Origin of the sequence: Streptomyces sp. RGM 3693 (assembly GCF_050471125.1) — a bacterium.
GTDB lineage: Bacteria > Actinomycetota > Actinomycetes > Streptomycetales > Streptomycetaceae > Streptomyces.
The window spans coordinates 1501197-1521598 of the sequence record NZ_JBMPPQ010000001.1 but is presented as its reverse complement, the minus strand read 5'-3'; the positions used below and the strand labels follow the sequence as shown (position 1 = coordinate 1521598).

General features: G+C 72.1%; 14 protein-coding genes and 1 pseudogene. 7 read left to right on the top strand and 8 right to left on the bottom strand.

What is annotated here, in order from left to right; translation table 11 throughout:
- The first annotated feature begins 11 nt into the window (after positions 1 to 11).
- The 3 genes from ACO0M4_RS06385 to ACO0M4_RS06375 are packed head-to-tail and all read left to right on the top strand — an operon-like array spanning position 12 to position 2689.
- Complete coding sequence (locus ACO0M4_RS06385; RefSeq protein ID WP_430368684.1) at positions 12 to 836, top strand: ABC transporter ATP-binding protein; 825 nt, start codon at positions 12 to 14, stop codon at positions 834 to 836.
- Positions 823 to 1914, top strand: coding sequence for an ABC transporter permease subunit (locus tag ACO0M4_RS06380; RefSeq protein ID WP_430368682.1), 1092 nt, complete (start codon positions 823 to 825; stop codon positions 1912 to 1914). The genes ACO0M4_RS06385 and ACO0M4_RS06380 overlap by 14 nt, the downstream gene beginning before the upstream one ends.
- Positions 1915 to 1918: 4 nt before the next feature.
- On the top strand, positions 1919 to 2689 hold the full coding sequence (locus ACO0M4_RS06375) for a sirohydrochlorin chelatase (RefSeq protein WP_430368681.1): 771 nt from the start codon (positions 1919 to 1921) through the stop codon (positions 2687 to 2689).
- A 19-nt stretch (positions 2690 to 2708) separates the two neighbouring features.
- On the opposite strand, the gene ACO0M4_RS06370 is transcribed toward ACO0M4_RS06375, so the two are convergent.
- From ACO0M4_RS06370 to ACO0M4_RS06360, 3 genes and pseudogenes are all read right to left on the bottom strand, one after another.
- Positions 2709 to 3797 (bottom strand): glycosyltransferase family 2 protein, encoded by a 1089-nt coding sequence (locus tag ACO0M4_RS06370; protein WP_430368680.1) that lies wholly within the window; start codon positions 3795 to 3797, stop codon positions 2709 to 2711.
- A 277-nt stretch (positions 3798 to 4074) separates the two neighbouring features.
- Positions 4075 to 5286, bottom strand: coding sequence for a S8 family peptidase (locus ACO0M4_RS06365; RefSeq protein ID WP_430368679.1), 1212 nt, complete (start codon positions 5284 to 5286; stop codon positions 4075 to 4077).
- Positions 5287 to 5608: 322 nt separating this feature from the next.
- Positions 5609 to 6857, bottom strand: a pseudogene (locus tag ACO0M4_RS06360) (macrolide family glycosyltransferase).
- 144 nt (positions 6858 to 7001) lie between these two features.
- Here ACO0M4_RS06360 and ACO0M4_RS06355 point away from each other — a divergent pair.
- Positions 7002 to 7889 (top strand): aminoglycoside phosphotransferase family protein, encoded by an 888-nt coding sequence (locus ACO0M4_RS06355; RefSeq protein WP_430368677.1) that lies wholly within the window; start codon positions 7002 to 7004, stop codon positions 7887 to 7889.
- 40 nt (positions 7890 to 7929) lie between these two features.
- Here the strand turns inward: ACO0M4_RS06355 and ACO0M4_RS06350 are convergent, their stop codons facing one another.
- Together ACO0M4_RS06350 and ACO0M4_RS06345 are read right to left on the bottom strand one after the other, a co-directional pair.
- The gene (locus ACO0M4_RS06350; RefSeq protein WP_430368676.1) at positions 7930 to 8643 is read right to left on the bottom strand and encodes an exonuclease domain-containing protein; all 714 of its coding nucleotides are present in this window, start codon (positions 8641 to 8643) and stop codon (positions 7930 to 7932) included.
- A 203-nt stretch (positions 8644 to 8846) separates the two neighbouring features.
- Positions 8847 to 10097 (bottom strand): SAV2148 family HEPN domain-containing protein, encoded by a 1251-nt coding sequence (locus ACO0M4_RS06345; protein WP_430368675.1) that lies wholly within the window; start codon positions 10095 to 10097, stop codon positions 8847 to 8849.
- A 563-nt stretch (positions 10098 to 10660) separates the two neighbouring features.
- Here ACO0M4_RS06345 and glgX point away from each other — a divergent pair.
- Positions 10661 to 12919, top strand: coding sequence for a glycogen debranching protein GlgX (glgX, locus tag ACO0M4_RS06340; protein WP_430368674.1), 2259 nt, complete (start codon positions 10661 to 10663; stop codon positions 12917 to 12919).
- Between the two features lie 42 nt (positions 12920 to 12961).
- Here glgX and ACO0M4_RS06335 read toward each other — a convergent pair whose 3' ends face one another.
- Positions 12962 to 14233, bottom strand: a complete 1272-nt coding sequence (locus ACO0M4_RS06335; protein ID WP_430368673.1) for an MFS transporter — start codon at positions 14231 to 14233, stop codon at positions 12962 to 12964.
- Positions 14234 to 14397: 164 nt separating this feature from the next.
- Between ACO0M4_RS06335 and treY the strand changes: the two genes are divergently transcribed.
- Complete coding sequence (gene treY / locus ACO0M4_RS06330; protein WP_430368672.1) at positions 14398 to 16959, top strand: malto-oligosyltrehalose synthase; 2562 nt, start codon at positions 14398 to 14400, stop codon at positions 16957 to 16959.
- A 191-nt stretch (positions 16960 to 17150) separates the two neighbouring features.
- Here treY and ACO0M4_RS06325 read toward each other — a convergent pair whose 3' ends face one another.
- Entirely contained in the window at positions 17151 to 18032 is an 882-nt protein-coding gene (locus ACO0M4_RS06325; RefSeq protein ID WP_430368671.1) for a LysR family transcriptional regulator, read from the bottom strand.
- Between the two features lie 104 nt (positions 18033 to 18136).
- On the opposite strand from ACO0M4_RS06325, the gene lpdA reads away from it, so the two are divergent.
- On the top strand, positions 18137 to 19618 hold the full coding sequence (gene lpdA / locus ACO0M4_RS06320; RefSeq protein ID WP_430368670.1) for a dihydrolipoyl dehydrogenase: 1482 nt from the start codon (positions 18137 to 18139) through the stop codon (positions 19616 to 19618).
- 96 nt (positions 19619 to 19714) lie between these two features.
- Here lpdA and ACO0M4_RS06315 read toward each other — a convergent pair whose 3' ends face one another.
- Entirely contained in the window at positions 19715 to 20269 is a 555-nt protein-coding gene (locus tag ACO0M4_RS06315) for an FHA domain-containing protein (protein ID WP_430368669.1), read from the bottom strand.
- Between the last annotated feature and the right edge of the window lie 133 nt (positions 20270 to 20402).

Genomic DNA, 20402 nt, shown 5'->3' with positions numbered 1-20402 from the left:
AGGTGACACCGATGACGACCAGTACCCTCACCAAGCCCGCCCCGGCGAACACCGGCACCACCGGTCCGTACGCCGCTCGCATCCACCACGTCTCGAAGTCGTTCGGCCGCCCCGGCGCGCAACAGCAGGTGCTGGACGACATCAACATCGATGTCGCGCCCGGCGAATTCGTCTGCCTCCTGGGGGCCTCGGGGTGTGGCAAGTCCACCCTCCTCAGTCTCGTGGCCGGTCTGGACAAGCCGTCCGCCGGCACCATCGAGACGCCGGGCGGCCGGCCTGCGCTGATGTTCCAGGAGCACGCGCTGTTCCCGTGGCTGACCGCGGGCCGCAACATCGAACTGGCCCTGCGGATGCGCGGGGTGCCGCGCTCCGAGCGCCGCGGCGAGGCCGAGCGGCTGCTCGAACTCGTCCGGCTCAAGGGCGCGTACGGCAAGCGGGTGCACGAACTGTCGGGCGGTATGCGCCAGCGGGTGGCGATGGCCCGGGCGCTCGCCCAGGACAGCCAACTGCTGCTGATGGACGAGCCGTTCGCCGCGCTCGACGCCATCACCCGTGACGTACTACACGACGAACTGACCCGGATCTGGGCCGAATCCAACAGCGGCTCCACCGCGGGGACCAACCTGTCGGTCCTCTTCGTCACCCACAACGTCCGTGAGGCGGTGCGGCTCGGCGAGCGGGTCGTGCTGCTCTCCTCCCGCCCCGGCCGGGTCGCCCGGGAGTGGCGGGTGGACATCCCCCAGCCGCGTCGCATCGAGGACTCCGCGGTCGCCGACCTGTCCATCGAGATCACTGAACAGCTCCGTGGGGAGATCCGCCGCCATGGCCAGCACTGAGACCACCACCTCCGCCACCACGGGGAAGCCCGGCGACGACCCCACCGGACCATCCACCGCCCCGGCCACCGGCACGACGGACGGCTCCACGGACGACTCCCCTGCCGGCTCCCCGGCCGAAGCGGCCGTCGGAACCACCGCTGAATCGGCCGGGACCGGTGCTGCATCCTCCCCCGGTGCATCGGCCGACGCACCGGCCGCCCGGGAGCCCCGACCCGCCGCCGGTGACCTTGCCGGTCTGGAGGCCGGGCTCGACGCCCTCGACTCCACCGTGGTCGCCCGACAGCCGTGGCTGCGTACCGTGCTGTCAAAGGCGTTCCCTCCCCTCATCGCGATCGTGATCGTGTTGGGCCTGTGGCAGCTCGCCTACCACTTCCAACTCAAGCCGCACTACCTGCTGCCGAGCCCGCTCGACGTCTTCCGCTCGCTCCAGCAGAAGTGGCTCGAAGGCACCCTGCTCAGCTTCGTGTGGACCAGCGTCTCCCGCGGCGCCCTCGGCTTCCTGGCATCGGTCGCCATCGGCACGGTGCTCGGACTGATCGTGGCCCGCGTCAAGCTCGTACGGGCCGCGATCGGACCGATCCTGAGCGGACTGCAGTCCCTGCCCTCGGTGGCCTGGGTCCCGGCGGCGATCATCTGGTTCGGGCTGAGCGACGCCACCATCTACGCGGTGGTGCTGCTCGGGGCCGTCCCCTCGATAGCCAACGGACTGGTGTCCGGTGTCGACCAGATCTCTCCTCTCTATCTGCGTGCCGGCCGCACCATCGGCGCGAACGGCCTGGCCGGTGTCCGCCATGTGCTGCTCCCCGCCGCGCTGCCCGGCTATCTCGCCGGGCTCAAGCAGGGCTGGGCGTTCTCCTGGCGGTCCCTGATGGCCGCCGAACTCATCGTCAATGCCCCCGATCTCGGCACCGGACTGGGCCAGCTCCTGGAACAGGGCCGTGAACTGCAGGACATGTCCTGGGTGTTGGCCGCGATCCTGCTGATCCTGATCGTCGGCATCGGCATCGAGCTACTGATCTTCGCCCCGATCGAGCGCCGGGTGCTGCGCAGCCGCGGCCTCCTCGTCAAGAGCTGAAACCATGAACACACGCCCCACTCTCCTCGTCATCGCCCACGGCAGCCGCGACCCTCGGCACGCCGCGACCGTCACCGCGCTCTGCGCGCGGGTCCGGAAGCTGCGTCCGGGGCTGCGCGTGGAGGTCGGCTATCTCGACTTCAACGCGCCCCAGGTGCCCCGGGTCCTGGAGCGCCTCTCGGCCGACGGCGTACGGAATGTGGTGGCGCTTCCCCTCCTCCTCACTCGCGCCTTTCACGCGAAGTCCGATATCCCCGCGGTGCTGCGGGAGGCCGCCGCGCGGCTGCCCCTGCTGACCATCCATCAGGCCGAGGTGCTCGGCCCCTCTCTCCTCCTGACCAGCGCATTGGAGCGCCGGCTGGAGGAGGCCGGGCTGCGGCCCGGTGACCACCGCTCGACCGGGGTCGTGCTGGCCTCGGCGGGCTCCTCAGACCCGGAGGCGATCGCAGTGATCGCAGAAATCGCGCGGGAGTGGCGGCGCACCACTGGGTGGTGTGCCGTGCGGCCTGCGTTCGCCTCCGCATCTCTTCCCCGTACGGCCGACGCCGTACGGGCCCTGCGGGCCGAGGGCATCCAGCGGGTGGCCGTCGCCCCGTACGTCATAGCGCCGGGGTTCCTGCCGGATCGGATCGCCGCCGGGGCCCGCGAGGCCCGTGCCGACATCCTCGCCCCGGTGCTCGGTGCCGCCCCCGAGCTGGCCCGGCTGCTGCTGCGCCGCTACGAGCAGGCCATCCGGGCCCGCGCCCGGGGCGACTTGACGGCACTGACCGCCTGAACGGCCAGCCCCGCCCGGCTCACGCCCCCACCGCCACCCCTCGCCCCGAGGGTGCGTCGGCGCGTCCCTTCTCGTAGACCGTCAGGCTCCGCGCCAGATGCAGGGGCACCAGCAACAGCTCCACGACCAGGGCCTTCCAGGCGTAGACGACGTTGACCGCCTTGGTGGCGTAGGCGCAGGGGATGTTGACCAGCACGCCGGACAGCGGGAGTCTGCGGCGGCGGGCGGCGTACACCAGGGGTGGCAGCGTCAGCAGCAGGTCAACTCCGGCCCACCAGGCGAAGGCGGCCGGTGGTGACGCACCGGTCGTCGCGCTGAGCACGAACGGGGAGGCCCACCACAGCGGCGCGGTGAGGATCTCGAACAGGGCCAACACCACCCAGACCGCCAGCAGGGGTTTGCGGACGAGCAGCCGGCCGAGGTGGAGCCGGACGTTCTGGCAGAAGCCGGCCATCCAACGGTTGACCTGTTTGCGGAAGTAGGTGAGGTCCTCCGGGTCGGCGGCGAGGGCGACGGCGTCGGAGACGTAGACCGCGCGTCGTCCGGCGATCTGCCGGGACCAGGTGTAATCCATGTCCTCGACGATGGTGCGCTCAGGGAATCCGCCGAAGGCCACCAGTTCGTCGCGTCGGAAGACCGAGCAGCAACCCGAGCAGACCATGGGGCTGTTGGCGAGTGCCTGGATGGGCCGGTGAAAGTGGAAACCGAAGAGGTATTCCGTGGACCGGCCCCGCTCCCACACGGTGCGGGTGTGGCGGGTGCGGACCGTGCCCGCGGCGACGGCGACGTCGGGGTCGTCGAAGACCGGGAGGACGCGCTGGAGGTAGTCCGGGGCCAGGACGGTGTCCGCGTCGACGGCCAGGACGAGATCGGTGGTGCACCGCGGGAGGGCGTAGTTCTGCGCCCTGGCCTTGCTGCCCAGGTTGTGCGGCGGGCGGAGCACCGTGGCACCGTGCGCGGCGGCTACCTCGCCGGTGCGGTCGGTGGAGGCGTCGTCGACGACCAGGATGCGGTCGGGCGGGACGGTTTGCCTCGCGAGGGACTCCAGCGTGGCCGGTAGCCCCTCCTCTTCGTTGTGGGCCGGGACGATGACGGTGACGGTGTGCATGGTGGGCTCCCCCCTGTCGTGCGGACCGCGCCGACGATGACGCAGATCAGTCCGATCACTGCGTAGACGATGGTGCTGATGCCGAGGAACGGCGTGACTCCGTGCATGTCACTGACGGTAGCCACGCCCGGCCGTCCACGGTTCCGGAGGGAGCCTCCTGTGGATAACTCGACGCGGGGGCAGGCGCGTTGGTCGTCCTGAGCACAGCGACGCCGGCCGCCGCGCCCCGTGGGGGCGAGCGCGACGGCCGGCGTGCGGTGCTGAATGACCAGATCGACTACTGAACGATCTTCAGCAGCTTGTTGGGCGTGCCCTGACCCGGGTTGCTGATCTTGTCGGGGGTGGCCCCGTCCGTCAGCGCCTTCTCCACGTCGGCCGGCTTGGCGTCCTTGTGGCCGGCCAGGTAGACCGCGGCGGCACCGACGACGTGCGGGGTCGCCATCGACGTACCGGAGATGGTCTTGGTGGCGTCGTCGCTGGTGTTCCAGTCCGAGGTGATGTCGGAGCCCGGAGCGTAGAGGTCGACGACGCTGCCGTAGTTGGAGAAGTCGGACTGCTGGTCGTCCTTGGTGCTGGAGGCCACCGTGATGGCCTCCTTGACGCGCGCCGGGGAACCCTGGCCCGCGTCGGTGGACTCGTTGCCGGCCGCGACGCCGAAGGTGACACCGGAGTCGATGGCCTTCTTCACGGCCGCGTCGAGCGCCTCGTCCGCGCCGCCACCGAGCGACATGTTGGCGACCGAGGGGCCCTTGTGGTTCTTGGTGACCCAGTCGATGCCCGCGACGACCTGCTCGGTGGAGCCGGAGCCCTGCCCGTCGAGCACCTTGACGGCGACCAGCTTGACCTTCTTGGCGACGCCGTGGGCGGTGCCGCCGATGGTGCCGGAGACGTGGGTGCCGTGGCCGTTGTCGTCCTCGGCCTTGTTGCTGTTGTCGATGGCGTTGAAGCCGTACGACGCGCGACCGCCGAAGTCCTTGTGGCTGATGTGGATGCCGGTGTCGATGACGTACGCGGTGACGCCGTCGCCCGCGCTGTCCGGGTAGTTGTACTTGCCGTCACCCTTGGTGTCGGCCTGGTCGATGCGGTCCAGGCCCCACGACGGCGGGTTCTCCTGAGTGCCGTCGATGTGGAACGTGTGGTTCTGGACGACCTTGTCGACGGCCGGGTCGGCGGCGAGGCGCTTGGCGTCCTCGCTGGACAGACCGGTGGTCGAGAAGCCGTCGATGGCGGAGGTGAAGGTCCGCTTGACCTTACCGCCGTACTTGGCGGCCAGGTCGCCGCTCTCGGCGGCGCGCACCGCGGCGGACTTCTTCAGCAGCACGATGTAGCTGCCCTTGACGGCGCCCTTGGCCTCGGCGCCGTAGATCTTGCCCTCGGCGGCGGGCGACGCGCCCGCGGTAACCGCAGTGACGGCGGCGATACCAGTGGCGGCCACGGCGGCGGATATCGCCGTAATGAGCCGCTTCTTGCTGGAACGCTTATGAGCCATGGCGAGGGTTCTCCTCGTTCGTGGTGTGGGGGGAAGCGTTGCGAATAGCCCGAAGGGACCGGAAAAGCTCCACCGGGCTGGTTCGAAACCCTGTCGGATTGACGAGTGCAATTCAAGGGCCGCCGGGCCGTGTGAGATAGGCAACAACCTTGCAAAAATGCAAAAGCCCGCAGAATTGGTCAAATGAACCAGTGGAGTTGACGGACAGTGACTCAACTCCGTTTACATTTACGCAATGAGAAGGGGCAGCTGACGATGCGTTTGCATTTTCAACTGCCCCGTTGTGGCATGCTCGCGCCTCGCAAGAGGTGCGTACCGACGGTTACCCCACGGGGAGTTGCTCCTCGATGAGGTCCGCCGCCCGCCGACTGCCACCCTCCTCCGCCATCTCCGCGCGGATCCGGCCGAGCGTCGCAGCCACGCCCGGATCGTCGAGCAACGCGCGCACGGCCTCCCCCAGTGCCTGCGCGGTCACCTTCCCCTTCTCCAACTGCCGGGCGACGCCCAGCCCTTCCAGCGTGGCGGCGTTCATGAACTGGTCGGCGGCCTGCGGTACGCACACCATGGGCACCCCGTTCGCCAGCCCCTCCTGACTGCCGCCCATCCCGGCATGGGTGACGAACGCGTCGGCCTGCCGGAGGATCGCTACCTGCGGGACCCAGGTGTGCACCTCGACGTTGTCCGGGACCTCGCCGAGCGTCGCCGGATCGGTGAACTTCCCGATCTGCAGGACCACATGCCAGTCCGCCCGGCCGCCGAACGCCTCGATGCAGGCCCGGTAGACGTCCGGCGCGTCGGTGAACACCGACCCCAGGGAGACCAGGAGCACCTTGGCGTCCGGGGCGAGGCCGGCCGGCCGCCGCCAGTCGCCTTGCGCGAAGCGGTCACCCTGACAGGAGCCGACGAAGGTGAAGATCGAACCGTCCACCCGGTCCACGTGCGGCTGCATGGCCCGGGTGATCAGGACGAGGGCGCGGTCGGGCCGGGCGGCCAGGAAGTCCGGCTCGGGCAGCTCCGTCATACCGTGTTCCGTCAACCAGGCCCGGAAACGGGCGTAGTAGGCGCGGCCGCGCTCGGTGCTCTGCAACTCCTGCCGCATCGCCTTGCTGACCTCCCCCTCGTAGTCGTCCCAGGCGACGATGTGCGGCGTCAGCTGAATGGCCGGGACCTGCCACCGGCGAGCGAGCAGCGGGGCCGGGAACGAGGCGCTGTCGTGGAGGACGAGGTCCGGGGTGTCGCCCTCGTAGGCCGCGGCGAGCTGCGGCAGCGCCTGGATCCCGTCGTCGAGGAACGGTTCGAGGTGGTCGAGGAGTTCGGTGCCCCAGCCCTCCGGGTTCTCGTCGGTGGGCAGGACCGAGGTCCACGGTCGGGGTTCGGCACCGGTGGCGGCGACGAGGTCGGCGAAGGCGGCCGGGACGGCGTAGGTCACGCGGTGCCCGCGGTCGACCAGCTCGCGGATGACGTCGAGGTTCGGCTGGACGTGACCGTGGGCCGGGATGCTGAACATGGCGATGTGCAAGGGGTGCTGAGGCATGCCCAGGAGCATAGGCAAGACGATACGTATCGTGCAATGTCGAAAAGTCGCCACCGCACGGCCCGTTGGGGGCCAACTCCCCTGGTAGAAAGCGCCCTTCCGAGGGTGGGTGGACGGCCTCCGGAGCGGCTGGTGGCACCTGCGAGACTGGGCGCGAGAACGCACCGCAGGAGGCACTCCGATGACCGAACCCAGCCCCGCCTTCACCGAGGCGCGCGCCCGGGACGTGCTGGCCGCGGCCGGGCACCCCGGTGCGGCGGCGGACGCCCGGCTGCTCGCACTCGGCGAGAACGCCGTCTTCGCCCTGGGCGAGCGCGGCGTGGTCGTCCGGGTCGGCCGCAGCCCCGAGTTGCTGGCGCGCGCCGAACGGGAACTGGCCGTGGCCCAGTGGCTGGCGGCCGAGGACGTACCGGCCGTGCGGGCCGCAGAGTCGACGGCCCGGCTCGTCGACGGGCACCCCGTGACCTACTGGCAGCAGTTGCCGGAGGCCGTCCGGCCCGCCCGGCCGCAGGACCTCGCCGAGCTGCTCAAGCGCGTCCACGCGCTCCCCGAGCCGCCGTTCGCGCTCCCCCGGCGCGAGCTGCTGGACGGTGTGGAGCGCTGGCTGCGGCTGGCCGGCGATGCCGTGTCAGCGTCCGACGCGGAGTACCTGCGCGGACGGCGGGACGCGTTCGCGCTGGCCGCGACGGCGCTCGAACCGCATCTGCCGCGCGGCCCGATCCACGGCGACGCGCTCCCCCGCAACGTCCACATCGGGCCCGGCGGTCCGGTCCTGGTCGACCTGGAGACCTTCTCCTCGGACCTGCGCGAACACGACCTGGTCGTGCTGGCCCTCAGCCGGGACCGCTACGGACTGGGCGCGGAAGCCTACGACGCCTTCGTCTCGGTGTACGGCTGGGACGTACGGGGCTGGGAGGGCTGCGCCGTCCTGCGTGGCTCCCGGGAGACCGCGAGTTGCGCCTGGGTCTCCCAGCACGCGCCCGGGAATCCGGCGGCACTCAAGGAATTCCGGCGCCGGATCGCCTCACTGCGCGAGAAGGATGCGGCGGTCCGGTGGTACCCCTTCTGAGGCGGCACCCCGGCCGCCGGCCCTCACCGGCCCGGGCCGCTCAGCGCTGATACGGGATCAGCGGCCAGGCCGCCTCGACTATCGCCTCCGGGTCACCGGACCGGCGCAGATACGCCTGGAACGAGGCGGCCTGCTCGGCGGCGGCCTGCTCCTGGAGGGCGTGCAGGGCGCGCGGTGCGGGCAGGGCGACGGCCGGGTACTTCTCGCCGATGCGGCGGGCGACCCCGGTCGCGGCCGCCGCGTCGGCGCCCGCCTCGTGCGCGCCGTCCAGCGGTACGCCGTAGTGCCCGCAGAGCGCCTGGAGTGCGCGCTTGCCCTTGCGGTAGCGGTCCACGTGCTTGTCGAGGACGAGCGGGTCGATGACCGGGGCGGGCGGATGGCCGAGCCGTTCGGTCAGCGTCGGCACGCCGTGGCGGCGGCACTCGCGGTCGAGCAGCGAGAGGTCGTAGCGCGCGTTCATCACCACCAGCGGGATGTCCGCGCGCAGGGCTTCGGCCAGCGCCTCGGTGATCTCCGCTATCGCGCCCGCGGGCGAACGGCCGTGCGCGGTGACGAAGGCGGTCGACATGCCGTGGATCTCCGTGGCTTCGTCAGGGATCGGGACGCCCGGATCGATCAGCCAGGACTGCTGCCCGGCCACCCGGCCGTCCCCCTCCAGCCGGATCAGCGCGGCCGTGACGATGCGGTCGTGCTCGACGTCGGTGCCCGTGGTCTCCAGGTCGAAGCCGACCAGCAGCTCCTGATGCCAGCTCATGCCGAAACCTCGCTTCGCCCGGCCCCGCACGCGCGCGGCGCGCAGCTCTCCTCGACGCTCCGCCGGCCTCCGGCCGGTCGGACCTCCACGCAGCGCTCACTCATGGGGCCTCCTTCGGTGGTACCTCCCCCGTGGTTCGACCACTCTCCCACGCACCACTGACAACGGGCCGGGCCGCCCGGCGCCCCGCCGCCCGGACCGGCTCAGGAGACCGGTCGCGAGTCCGCCCAGACGCTCTCGAACTCCTCGCGGTAGATCTCGAAGAGCCCGTGGTCGACGTCCCGGCCGTCGCGGACGTCCTGGCGGACCACCTCGCGGCCACCGCCGCGCAGCACGAAGACCGGCGACTCCATCCCGCGGCTCTTGCGGAGGTAGGGCTGGACGACGGCTATCCCGTCGGGTCCGTCGCCGTCGACGAGGTACGCGGTGAAGCGCGGGGTCTCGTCGAAGACCTGGATCTCGAAGGCGCCGGGATCCCGCAGCCGGGCCCGGACCCGCCGCATGTGCAGGATGTTCATCTCGATGGCGCGGCTCATCTCGCCCTTCTTCAGGCCGATTTCGCGCTCCCGGCGGCGGACCGCGCTGCTGGCCGGGTTGAGGAAGAGCAGTCGCACCCGGCAGCCGGACTCGGCGAGCCGGACCAGCCGGCGGCCGGAGTAGTTCTGGACCAGGAGGTTGAGTCCGATGCCCACCGCGTCGAGGCGGCGGGCGCCGCCGAAGAGGTCCTCCGCGGGCAGCTGGCGCTGGAGCCGCACCCGGTCGGGGTGCACCCCGACGACATCGGCGTACCGGTCGCCGACGAGGTCCTCGACGGCGTCGATGGGCAGCCGCCCGGAAATACGGGTGCCGGCCCCGGAACCGAGGATGTCGAGCAGTCGGGCGGAGGCCCGCTCGGCCTGGGCCAGGACGGTCTCGGACAGCGCGCGGTTGCGGGAGACGATGTTGCGGGCGACCTCCAGCTCGTCGAGGACCAGCTCGACCTCGCGCCGGTCGTCCACGTAGGGCTCGAAGCAGGGCCAGTGCTGGACCATCAGCTCGCGGAGCTGCGGGAGCGTCAGGAAGCTGACGATGTTGTCGTCGGCAGGGTCGAGGAGATAGCCCTTGCGGCGGCTGACCTCGCGGACCGCGACCGCGCGCTGGACCCATTCCTGGCCGGCCGGTCCGGCCGCCGCGATGACCCATTCGTCGCCGTGCACCGGCTCGTAGATGGGGCGCAGGACGGCGGAGACGACGGCCCGCAGGCGCTGCTCGACGAGATTCAGCCAGATGTAGGCGCGTCCGGCCCGGCGGGCCCGGGTGCGCACCTCGCTCCAGGCGTCGGCCCCCCAGTCGAGTTCCGCACCGATCTCCAGCGGTCGGGCCAGGGACACCGTGCCGGGCGGTGCGTCCACGGAGCCGGCCTCGTGGCCCTCATGACTCTCGTCACCAGGGGGCAACTCCAGCCCGCCGCTCACCTGCCACCGCCTCCCGAACCCCCGTGCCAACGATCAAGGCAGACTACTGCGGCGCGGGGGGCGATGCAGCAGGATGCATCGAGTCGGATGCCAACTCCCCTTATCCATAGTGCCGGTTGTGACCGGAAAGCGCTGTGGGAGTGAGCGGTTTCATAACCATGACGGGGGGTCGGGGTCCCTTTCCGGCCCACGCGATGGAGTGTCCCGACGGCGGGCCGTTGACACCGCCCCGGAAGCCCGATCACGCATGGGCGCCGCGATTGGCCGGGGCAGCGCTGGCGAACTGCACACATGTGAGGTAGTCCGTGGCAGAGACGCCACTTTTGGGGTAGCCGTAGCAGTCCCCCGCCCCGCACCCGGCCGTGCGCGCAGGCCGCCGACCCCAGATCAGTGCACAGTAGGACAATCCGACATTGCCGAAGATCGGTCACCGTTCAGCGGAGTTCACACGAAAATCTCCCGCTATCCGGCAATTTGGATGTGTTGAAAGGATTCCGATTCGGTCCGCGGACGCGTGTCGTGGAGTCGCCGCCGCCCCGTAGAGAAAGTGGAAGAGTCTACGCATGCAGGTCTGGCCGGGACAGATGTATCCGTTGGGTGCCACCTATGACGGTGCGGGCACCAACTTCGCGGTGTTCTCCGAAGCCGCCACGCGCATCGAACTGTGTCTGCTGCACGACGACGGGTCGGAGACCGCCGTCGAGCTGCGCGAGTCCGACGCCTTCGTACGGCACGCGTATCTGCCGGGGATCATGCCGGGACAGCGCTACGGCTTCCGGGCGCACGGCCCCTACGAGCCCGAACACGGAGATCGCTGCAATTCCGCCAAGCTGCTCCTCGACCCGTACGCGCGGGCGATGAGCGGCGTGATCGATTGGGACGAGGCGGTCTACGGCTACCACTTCGGCCGCCCCGAGGTGCGCAACGACCTGGACTCGGCGCCGCACACCATGGCGTCGGTGGTGGTCAACCCGTACTTCGACTGGGGCGACGACCGCCCGCCGCGGACCGCGTACCACGAGACGGTGCTCTACGAAGCCCACGTCAAGGGCCTCACGATGCGCCACCCCGAGCTGCCGGAGGAACTGCGCGGCACCTATGCGGCGCTGGCGCACCCGGCGATCATCGACCACCTGACGAAGCTCGGGATCACCGCCCTGGAGCTGATGCCGGTCCACCAGTTCGTCCAGGACCACCGGCTGGTGGACGCCGGGCTGTCCAACTACTGGGGCTACAACACCATCGGGTTCTTCGCCCCGCACAACGCCTACGCGTCCTGGGGGGACCGCGGGCAGCAGGTGCTGGAATTCAAGACCGCGGTCAGGGCGCTGCACCAGGCGGGCATCGAGGTCATCCTCGACGTCGTCTACAACCACACCGCCGAGGGCAGCCACCTGGGGCCGACGCTGTCCTTCCGGGGGCTGGACAACGCCTCGTACTACCGGCTGTCGGACGACCGCCGGTACTACATGGACACCACGGGCACCGGGAACTCCCTCCTGATGCGCAGTCCGCACGTGCTCCAGTTGGTGATGGACTCGCTGCGCTACTGGGTGCAGGAGATGCGCGTGGACGGGTTCCGCTTCGACCTGGCGGCGACGCTGGCGCGGCAGTTCCACGAGGTGGACCGGCTGTCGTCGTTCTTCGACCTGGTGCACCAGGATCCGGTGGTCAGCCAGGTGAAGCTGATCGCCGAGCCGTGGGACGTCGGGGAGGGCGGCTACCAGGTGGGGAACTTCCCGCCGCTGTGGACGGAGTGGAATGGGAAGTACCGGGACACCGTTCGGGACCTGTGGCGCGGCGAACCGCGCACCCTGGCGGACTTCGGGTCCCGGCTGGCCGGGTCGTCGGACCTCTACCAGGAGGACGGGCGGCGGCCGCTCGCCTCGGTCAACTTCGTCACCTGCCACGACGGTTTCACCCTGCGCGACCTGGTCTCGTACAACGACAAGCACAACGAGGACAACGGCGAGGACAACCGGGACGGCGAGCGGTTCAACCGGTCGTGGAACTGCGGGGCCGAGGGGCCGACCGACGACCCCTCGGTGCGGCGGCTGCGGCTCCGGCAGATGCGGAACTTCCTCGCCACGCTCATGTTGTCGCAGGGCGTGCCGATGCTCAGCCACGGCGACGAGTTCGGCCGCAGCCAGCGCGGCAACAACAACGCGTACTGCCAGGACAGCGAGCTGACCTGGGTGCGGTGGCCGGAGCGGGGGGAGGCCGGCGCCGGCGGGGCGTTCGACGCCGACCGGTCGGACGAGGCACACGAAGCAGACGGGGCCGATGGGGCCGATGGGGCCGACGGGAACGGCGAGACGGGGTCGGACGCGCCGGAGGTACCGGCGGCGGCCGAGCGGGCGGACGAGCTGGCGCTGCTGGCGTTCGTCCGGCAGATGGTGTGGCTGCGCCGGGACCACCCGGTCTTCCGGCGGCGACGGTTCTTCCAGGGGCACCCGATGGAGGGCACCCATGACGAGCTGTCCGACATCGCCTGGTTCACCGCGGCCGGCACGGAGATGGGGACGCGCGACTGGCAGTCCGTCCACGCCAAGTCGCTGACGGTCTTCCTCAACGGGAGTTCGATCTCCGAACCGGGGCCGCGCGGCGAGCCGATCACCGATGACTCGTTCCTGTTGATGTTCAACGCCCATGACCAGGAGAAGGAGTTCACGGTGCCGGACCACCTGGGGCGGCAGTGGCAGGTCGTGGTGGACACCGACCGGCCGGAGGCGGCGACGGACGGCAGGGGCGCCAAGGTCAAGGGCGGCGACCGGCTGACGCTGGTCGGGCGGAGTCTGCTGGTGCTCCAGCGGCCGGCCTGAGCGGTCCGGTGCGGCCCCGTGGCAGCGCGGACGGTCACGGATTCAGGGGGTCTGGGCGTGGTCCGCCGCGGCCTCCTGCCCGGGCCGGGAGATCCGCACGGGCGCGGTCGGCCGGGAGCCGGCACGGGTGGTGAGGGCGACCACGAGGATCAGCACGGCGGCGCCCACCGCGACCGCGAAGGCCGCGGACGGGCCGTACGCGTCGGCGAGCCGCCCGGAGGCGGCCAGTGCCAGGGCCTGGCCGCCGACCACCGCGCTGGTGAGGAACGCCATCGACTCGGCCAGCCGGGTGGCGGGCACCAGCCGTTCGGTGAGCCCGAAGAGGGTGATCAGGTGCGGTGCGAAAGCCACCCCGAGCACCACGACGACCAGGTAGAGCGCCCCCATCGACCGGACGAAGAGCAGCGGCACGGACAGCACGATCAGCCCGACGGCGGCCGCCCGCCAACGGGCCGGCAGGCCGATCCGGGCCGGTACCAGCGCGAGCGAGAGTCCCGCCACCGCGCTCATCACGCCCATCGCCGCGTACACCAGGCCCGCCTGGGCGGGCTGGTGGAGGCGTTCGGTGAGCGCGGTGACACCGGCCTGGCAGGCGCCGAACATGGCGCCCTGGAGGGCCATGGACAGGCGCATGGCGTGGACCGCGCCGGGCATCCGCGTGCGGGCCGGGCGGGCGGTCCGCGGGGCCCGGTCCGCGGCGGGCCGCACGGCCACCGCGCTCGGGTGCAGGGCGAACGCCGAGCCGCAGACCGCCAACAGGACGGCGGCCAGCGCCAGCGCCACCGCCGGGTGCACCAGGGTGGCGGCCAGCCCCACCAGCGCCGGCCCCAGTACGAACGACACCTCGTCCAGGGTGCCTTCCAAGGAGAGCGCGGCGCTCACCAGCCGGTCGTCGGCCCCCGCACGGTGCGCCAGGGCGACCAGCCGGGTGCGGGCCAACGGGCCGATCTGCGGCACGCTCGCCCCGGCCAGCAGGCCCAGGAGGGCGAGCGGCGGCGTCGCCGTCCTGGCCAGGGCGGCCGCCACCAGGGCCGCCACGGCGAGTGCGTTGATCCAGCAGGCGACCAGCACCACCGGACGCTGGCCGTGCCGGTCCGCGAGCCGGCCCATCAGCGGGCCGGCGACCGTCTGACCCGCCGCCAGGGCGCCACCCACCAGGCCGGCGGTGGTCAGCGAACCGCTGGTCTCGGCCACCAGCAGCACGCTGCCGAGTTGGCACATGGCGGTCGGCAGCCGCCCCAGGAAGGACACGACCGGCAGCAGCGGCCCACTGAGGGCGAGCACCCGGCGATAGGTCGTAGTGGCAGCGGTCATCACAAGAAGCTATCCGCCACACCGGCACGATCCGTACGGGCAGTACGCACGAAGGCAGAGCGCCGACCGGTCTGACGGTTCGGAGGAAGACACGACGGCTGGGACGGCCCGGGATGACGCAACCCGATGACAGAACGGGCCGCCGGCGGGGTACGGGTGTTCCCATGACGCAGCCTTCACGTCCGTCGCCGACCGCCACCTACCGGCTGCAGCTCCAGCCGGACTTCCCGTTCGCCGCCGCCGAGCGGGCGGTCCCGTACCTCGCCGCACTCGGGGTGTCCCATCTCCACCTCTCGCCCGTACTGGAGGCGGTGCCGGGGTCCACCCACGGGTACGACGTGACCGGCCACACGGCGGTGCGGGCCGAGCTGGGCGGCGAGGAGGGGCTGCGGGCGCTGGCGGCGACGGCCCGGGGGCACGGTCTCGGGCTGGTCGTCGACATCGTGCCCAACCACATGGCGGTGCCCGCGCCGATGTCGCTCAACGGGCCGCTGTGGGAGGTGCTGCGCGACGGCCCGGCGTCGCCGTACGCGCGCTGGTTCGACATCGACTGGGACGGCGGGCACGGCGGGCGGCTGCTGCTGCCCGTACTGGAGGGGCGGATCGGGGACGAGCTGTACCGGTTCCGGGTCGAGGGACGGGTGCTGCACTACGGGGAGCAGGTCTTCCCCTTGCGTCCCGGTACGGAGCGGCTGCCGCTGGAGCGCCTCCTGGAGGCGCAGTGGTACCGCCTCGCCTGGTGGCGGCTGGCCCGCACCGAGCTCAACTACCGGCGCTTCTTCACCATTTCGGAGCTGATCGGGATCCGCGCCGAGGACCCCGAGGTGTTCGACGCCACGCACGGGACGGTGCTGCGGCTGGTCCGGGAGGGGGTCGTCGACGGGCTGCGGATCGACCATCCGGACGGGCTGGTGGATCCGGGGGGCTATCTGGCGCGGCTGCGGGCCGGCAGCAAGGGCTGCTGGACGGTGGTGGAGAAGATCCTGACCGGTGCGGAGCGGCTGCCGGACGACTGGGCGTGCGCGGGCACCACGGGCTATGACGCGCTCCGCCACATCGACGGGCTGTTCGTCTGCCCGCAGGGCGCCGGGCGGCTGTTCTCGCACTACCGCGACTTCGTCACCCCGCTGGCCGACGAGGGCGGCGACTGGGAGGAGACGGTGCGGCGGGCCGCCTACGAGGTCGTCGAGCACGACCTGGCGGCGGAGGTGGAGCGGCTGGTGCGGACCGCGGCCCGGATCGCCGAGCGGGTGCCCCGGCCGGGCGACCACGCGCCGTGGGCGCTGCGGCAGGCGGTCCGGGAACTCCTGGTGCGGTTGCCGGTCTACCGGCCGTACGCCGGCGACGCCACGGACGCCGCGCGGGCGGCGGCGGACGCGGTGATGCTGGGCGGCGCGGCGGAGCGGGCCCGGGCCACGTTCCGGGTGCCGGAGGAGGCCGGGGCGGTGGATCTGGTCCACGACCTGGCGCTGGGGCGGTTCACGTACGGCGGGAACGGCGCGGGCGGCGGGGAGGGCCCACCGGACTTCGGCGCCGTGGACCCCGATGTCGCGGGCTTCGGCGTCGTGGGCCCCCCTCCCATGGACCCCGATGTCGCGGGCTTCGCGGCGCGGTTCGCCCAGACCGCGTCCGCGCTGCACGCCAAGTCCGTGGAGGACACCGCCTTCTACCGCTATCCGGTGCTGCTGTCGGCGTGCGAGGTCGGAGGCGATCCCGGGGAACCCGCGCTGGAGCCCGGAACGTTCCACGAGTACTGCGCGCGGATACAGCGGGACTGGCCGGAGAGCGGCACGGTGCTCTCCACACACGACACCAAGCGCAGTGCCGACGTGCGGGCGCGGATCGCGGTGCTGTCGGAGTGCCCGGACCGGTGGCGGGACGTGCTGAGCGTGGTGACCGACGGGAGGGAGGTCGCGGACGGTGCGGTTCCGGTGGATCCGATGGCGGCGTGGACGGCCTGGCAGACCGCGTTCGGGCTGGGTGCGTCCGCCACCGGCGGCCCGACGGCGATGGGGGCACCTGCCGGCGAGAGCTGGGGGAGGCTGACGCCCGCGGTCCTCAAGGCCGTGCGGGAGGCCGGGCTGCGCACCTCCTGGACGGAGCCGGACGCGGTGTACGAGGAGGCGGTGGCGGAGTTCGTCCGTAGTGGGCCGTGCGGTCCGGCGGCCGGTCAACTGGCCGCGCTGGAGACGGAACTGGCCCCGTTCATCCGGGCGAACGCCCTCGGCGCGACGCTGCTGCACCTGACCGTGCCCGGCGTCCCCGACCTCTACCAGGGCACCGAGCAGGAGTACGCGGCGCTGGTCGATCCGGACAACCGGCGGCCCCCGCGGTTCGCTCCGGAGTTGCTCGCGGAGCTGGACGGCGGCACCGCGCCGACCAGCCCATCCGCCGAGAAGCTGCGGCTGACGGCCGCCGCCCTGCGGCTGCGGCGGGCGCACCCGGAGTGGTTCGGCGCCGCCGCGTCGTACGAGCCGCTGGCCGCGGAGGGCCCGGCGGCCGAGCACTGTGTGGCGTTCGTCCGTGCGGGGCGGGTGGTGACGGCGGTGACCAGGCTGTCGCTGCGGCTACGGGAGACCGGCGGCTGGTGGGACACCGTGCTGCGGCTGCCCGCGGGGGGCGAATGGCGGGAGGTACTGACCGGCCGCACCCTGGCGGGCGGTACCGCGGTGGGGGTGGACGGCCTGCTGGCGCAGTGGCCGGTGGCACTGCTGGTACGGGAGTAGCCGGGGGGCGGGTGAAGCACCGTAGTTGGCGCGCGGACCGGTGGTGTGCCGTAGTGGCGGTGTGCCGTGCGACGGTGCTCCGTACCGGGAGTGTGCCGTACTGGGCGTGTGCCGCACTGGGCGTGTGCCGCACTGGCCGGGCGCCATTCTGACGGTGCGCCCTACCGACGGCGCAGCCTGCTGACGGTTCATCAGGCGTCGTTGGTGGCTCCCCACTCCCGTAGCAGTGCGGTGAACTCCGCGGCCGCACCGGTCAGTTCGACCCGCGAGAAGACCGTGATGTCGCGGCGCCACGGCGGGTCGGTGGGGATCCGGGCGCAGTCGAGGCCGGTGAGTTCGTGGGCGGCGGTGAGCAGCACACCGACGCCGGCCGTTGCCATCCGTACGGCCGTCGAGGTGTGCTGGGTGCGGACGGCGGTGCGCGGGGTGAAGCCCGCCCGCTCGCACTCCACGTCCAGCCAGCGGCGGCCGGCCAGCACCGGCTCCAGGCTGCACCGCACCCAGGGCCGGTCCGCCAGGTCCGCCAGCCGCACCGCCTCTCGGCCGGCGAGCGGATCGTCGTGCGGCACGACCAGGACCATCCGCTCCCGGCCGACGACGGTGACCGGCCCCGACCAGTCGTCCGGGCGCGGCCCCAGCGCCATGTCGGCCACCCCCCGCGCCATGTGGTCACCCAGTTCGTCGGTGGTGGCGTACTCATGGAGCACCAGGCGGACCCCGGGGTGCAGCCGGGCCCAGCGGGCGCAGACCGCGGGGAGCACCCCGATGGCCTGGGCGTGCACGGTCGCGATGTGGAGTTCGCCGCTCTGGGACCCGCCGGCCGCCAGGGCCGCGCGGCGGGCCTGGTGGGCGCTGCGGACGGCGAGTTCGGCGTGCGGGTAGTAGGCCCGCCCCCTCGGGGTCAGCCGCACACCGCGGGTCATCCGCTCCAACAGCGGGCCGCCGACCTCCCGTTCCAGCGCCTTGATCTGGTGGGAGAGGGCGGACTGGCTGACGTTCAGCCCCTCCGCGGCCCGGGTGAAGGACTGTTCCTCGACCACCGCCACCAGGTATTCCATCTGCCGCAGACTCATCCGTCGTCCCCCGCATCCCCCGTGCGCCGCCATGCACACAGCTCATCGTTCCCATAGAAACATTGCCTTGGACTCATGGCCGCAGGCGGGCGGAGGCTGGGGCCATGAACACGCACTCGATCATGGACCGGCCCGACGAGCCGGATGTCGTCGTCATCGGCGGTGGGACCGGCGGCTACAGCACCGCACTGCGGGCCGCCGCCCTCGGGCTGCGGGTGGTGCTCGCCGAGCGCGACCTGGTCGGCGGCACCTGCCTGCACCGCGGCTGCATCCCCAGCAAGGCGATGCTGCACGCCGCGGAGCTGGTCGACGGCATCGCGGAGGCGAGCACGCGCTGGGGCGTCAAGGCCACCGTGGACGCGGTGGACTGGGGCGCGCTGACCGCCACCCGGGACGACATCGTGGCCCGCAACCACCAGGGGGTGACCGGCACCTTGGCGCACGCCGGGGTGCGGGTGGTGCACGGCTCGGCTCGGCTGACCGGTCCGCGTTCGGTGGTCGTCGACGGACCGGACGGCGGCACGCTCACCGCCCGGCGCGGGATCGTGCTGGCGACCGGCTCCCGGCCCCGGATGCTGCCGGGCCTGACGGCGGACGAGCTGGGGGCGCCTCCCGGCGGTACCGGGGGGAGGGTGGTGACCAGCGACGACGCGCTGTTCGCGGCCGGCTTGCCGGCGTCGGTGCTGGTCCTGGGCGGCGGTGCGATCGGCGTCGAGTACGCCTCCTTCCACCGCTCGATGGGCGCCGAGGTCACCCTCGTCGAGGCGGCGGACCGGCTGCTGCCCCTGGAGGACGAGGACGTCAGCCGGCATCTCGTCCGCGGGCTGAAGCGGCGCGGGATCACCGTCCGTACGGGCGCGACGCTGACCGGCGCCGAGCTGCTGCCGGACGGCGTGCGGGCCACCGTCCGCACGCCCAAGGGCGAGGAGGTGGTGGTCGAGGCCGAGCGGCTGTTGGTCGCGGTGGGGCGGGTACCGGTGACCGACGGGCTCGGGCTGGCGGCGGCCGGACTGGCGGTGGACGAGCGGGGGTTCGTGCCGCCGGCGGACTGGTCGCGGCTGGAGACCGCGGTGCCGGGCATCCACGTGGTCGGCGACCTGCTGCCGCCGCCGTCGCTCGGGCTGGCGCACGCCTCGTTCGCCGAGGGACTGTTGGTCGCCGAGACGCTGGCCGGGGTGCCGTCCCGTCCGGTGGACTACGCGACGGTGCCGCGCGTGACGTACTCCAGTCCGCAGACCGCCTCGGTCGGGCTGAGCGAGGCCGCGGCGCGCGCCCGGGGGCTGGCGGTCAAGGTGAACACGATGCCGCTGACGGCCACCGCGAAGGGCATGGTCCACGGGCAGGGCGGCATGGTGAAGGTGATCGCGGCGGCGGACGGCGCGGGCGGTGAGGCCACCGGCGCGGTGCTGGGCGTCCATCTGGTGGGGCCGCACGTCTCGGAGATGATCGCGGAGAGCCAGCTGATCGTGGCGTGGGACGCCGAACCGTCCGATGTCGCCCAGCAGGTGCACGCCCATCCGACGCTGTCGGAGGCGCTCGGCGAGGCGTTCCTGACGCTGGCGGGACGGGGGCTGCACCAGCACTGACCGCATCCGCACCCGCACCCGCACCCGCACCCGCACCCGCACCCAGGCTGGGCCGTCCGGACGCCCGCCGCCTGGTCCCGGCCCCGGCCCCGCTCGTCAGCGCTCGCTGGGTGCCTGGCGCTCCGTCAGGACGTAGTCCACCTGACCGAACCTGATGTGGTCGCCGGGACCGACCGCTATCTCGCCCACCAGCCGGCGGCCGTTGACACAGGTGCCGTTGGTGGACCCGAGGTCGCGCAGCATCCAGCCGGTGCCCTCGCTGCGCAGTTCGGCGTGGCGCCGGGAGACCGTCTCGTGGTTGAGCCGCAGGCCGACGCCCGGAGCCCGCCCTATCGACAGCGGGAACGGTCCGGGCTCCGGCAGCAGCAACTTCGGCAACCGCTCCGTGCGCCAGGCCCTGCGCAGCCGGATGTGGAACGCCGACACCCGGCCGACCATCCGCAGCAACAGCCCCTGGACCTTGCCGTGCCGCTCCAGATCGGCGGTGGCCAGGGCGAGTTCGGAGTGCTGCTGGGCGGTCAGGACGAGTTCCAGCCGGCGCAGGAAGGTGTCCTGGGACAGCCGTCCCTCCGCCGCGCCCTCGCGCAGCAGCTCAAGTGCGCGTTCCCGATCGGCGTCCGAAGGCCGCGCGGGGAACTGGAGCGAAGTCATGGCGTAATTCTCCGGCCTGCGGTGAGTCGGTGTCCAGGCGATGTCGGTGCCCCGCCGCACCGCGTCCTTCCGTCCGGGGCGGCGGCGTGCTTTCGTCGTCGGGGACCGGGCCGGCGGGTGCCGAGACGGCCGG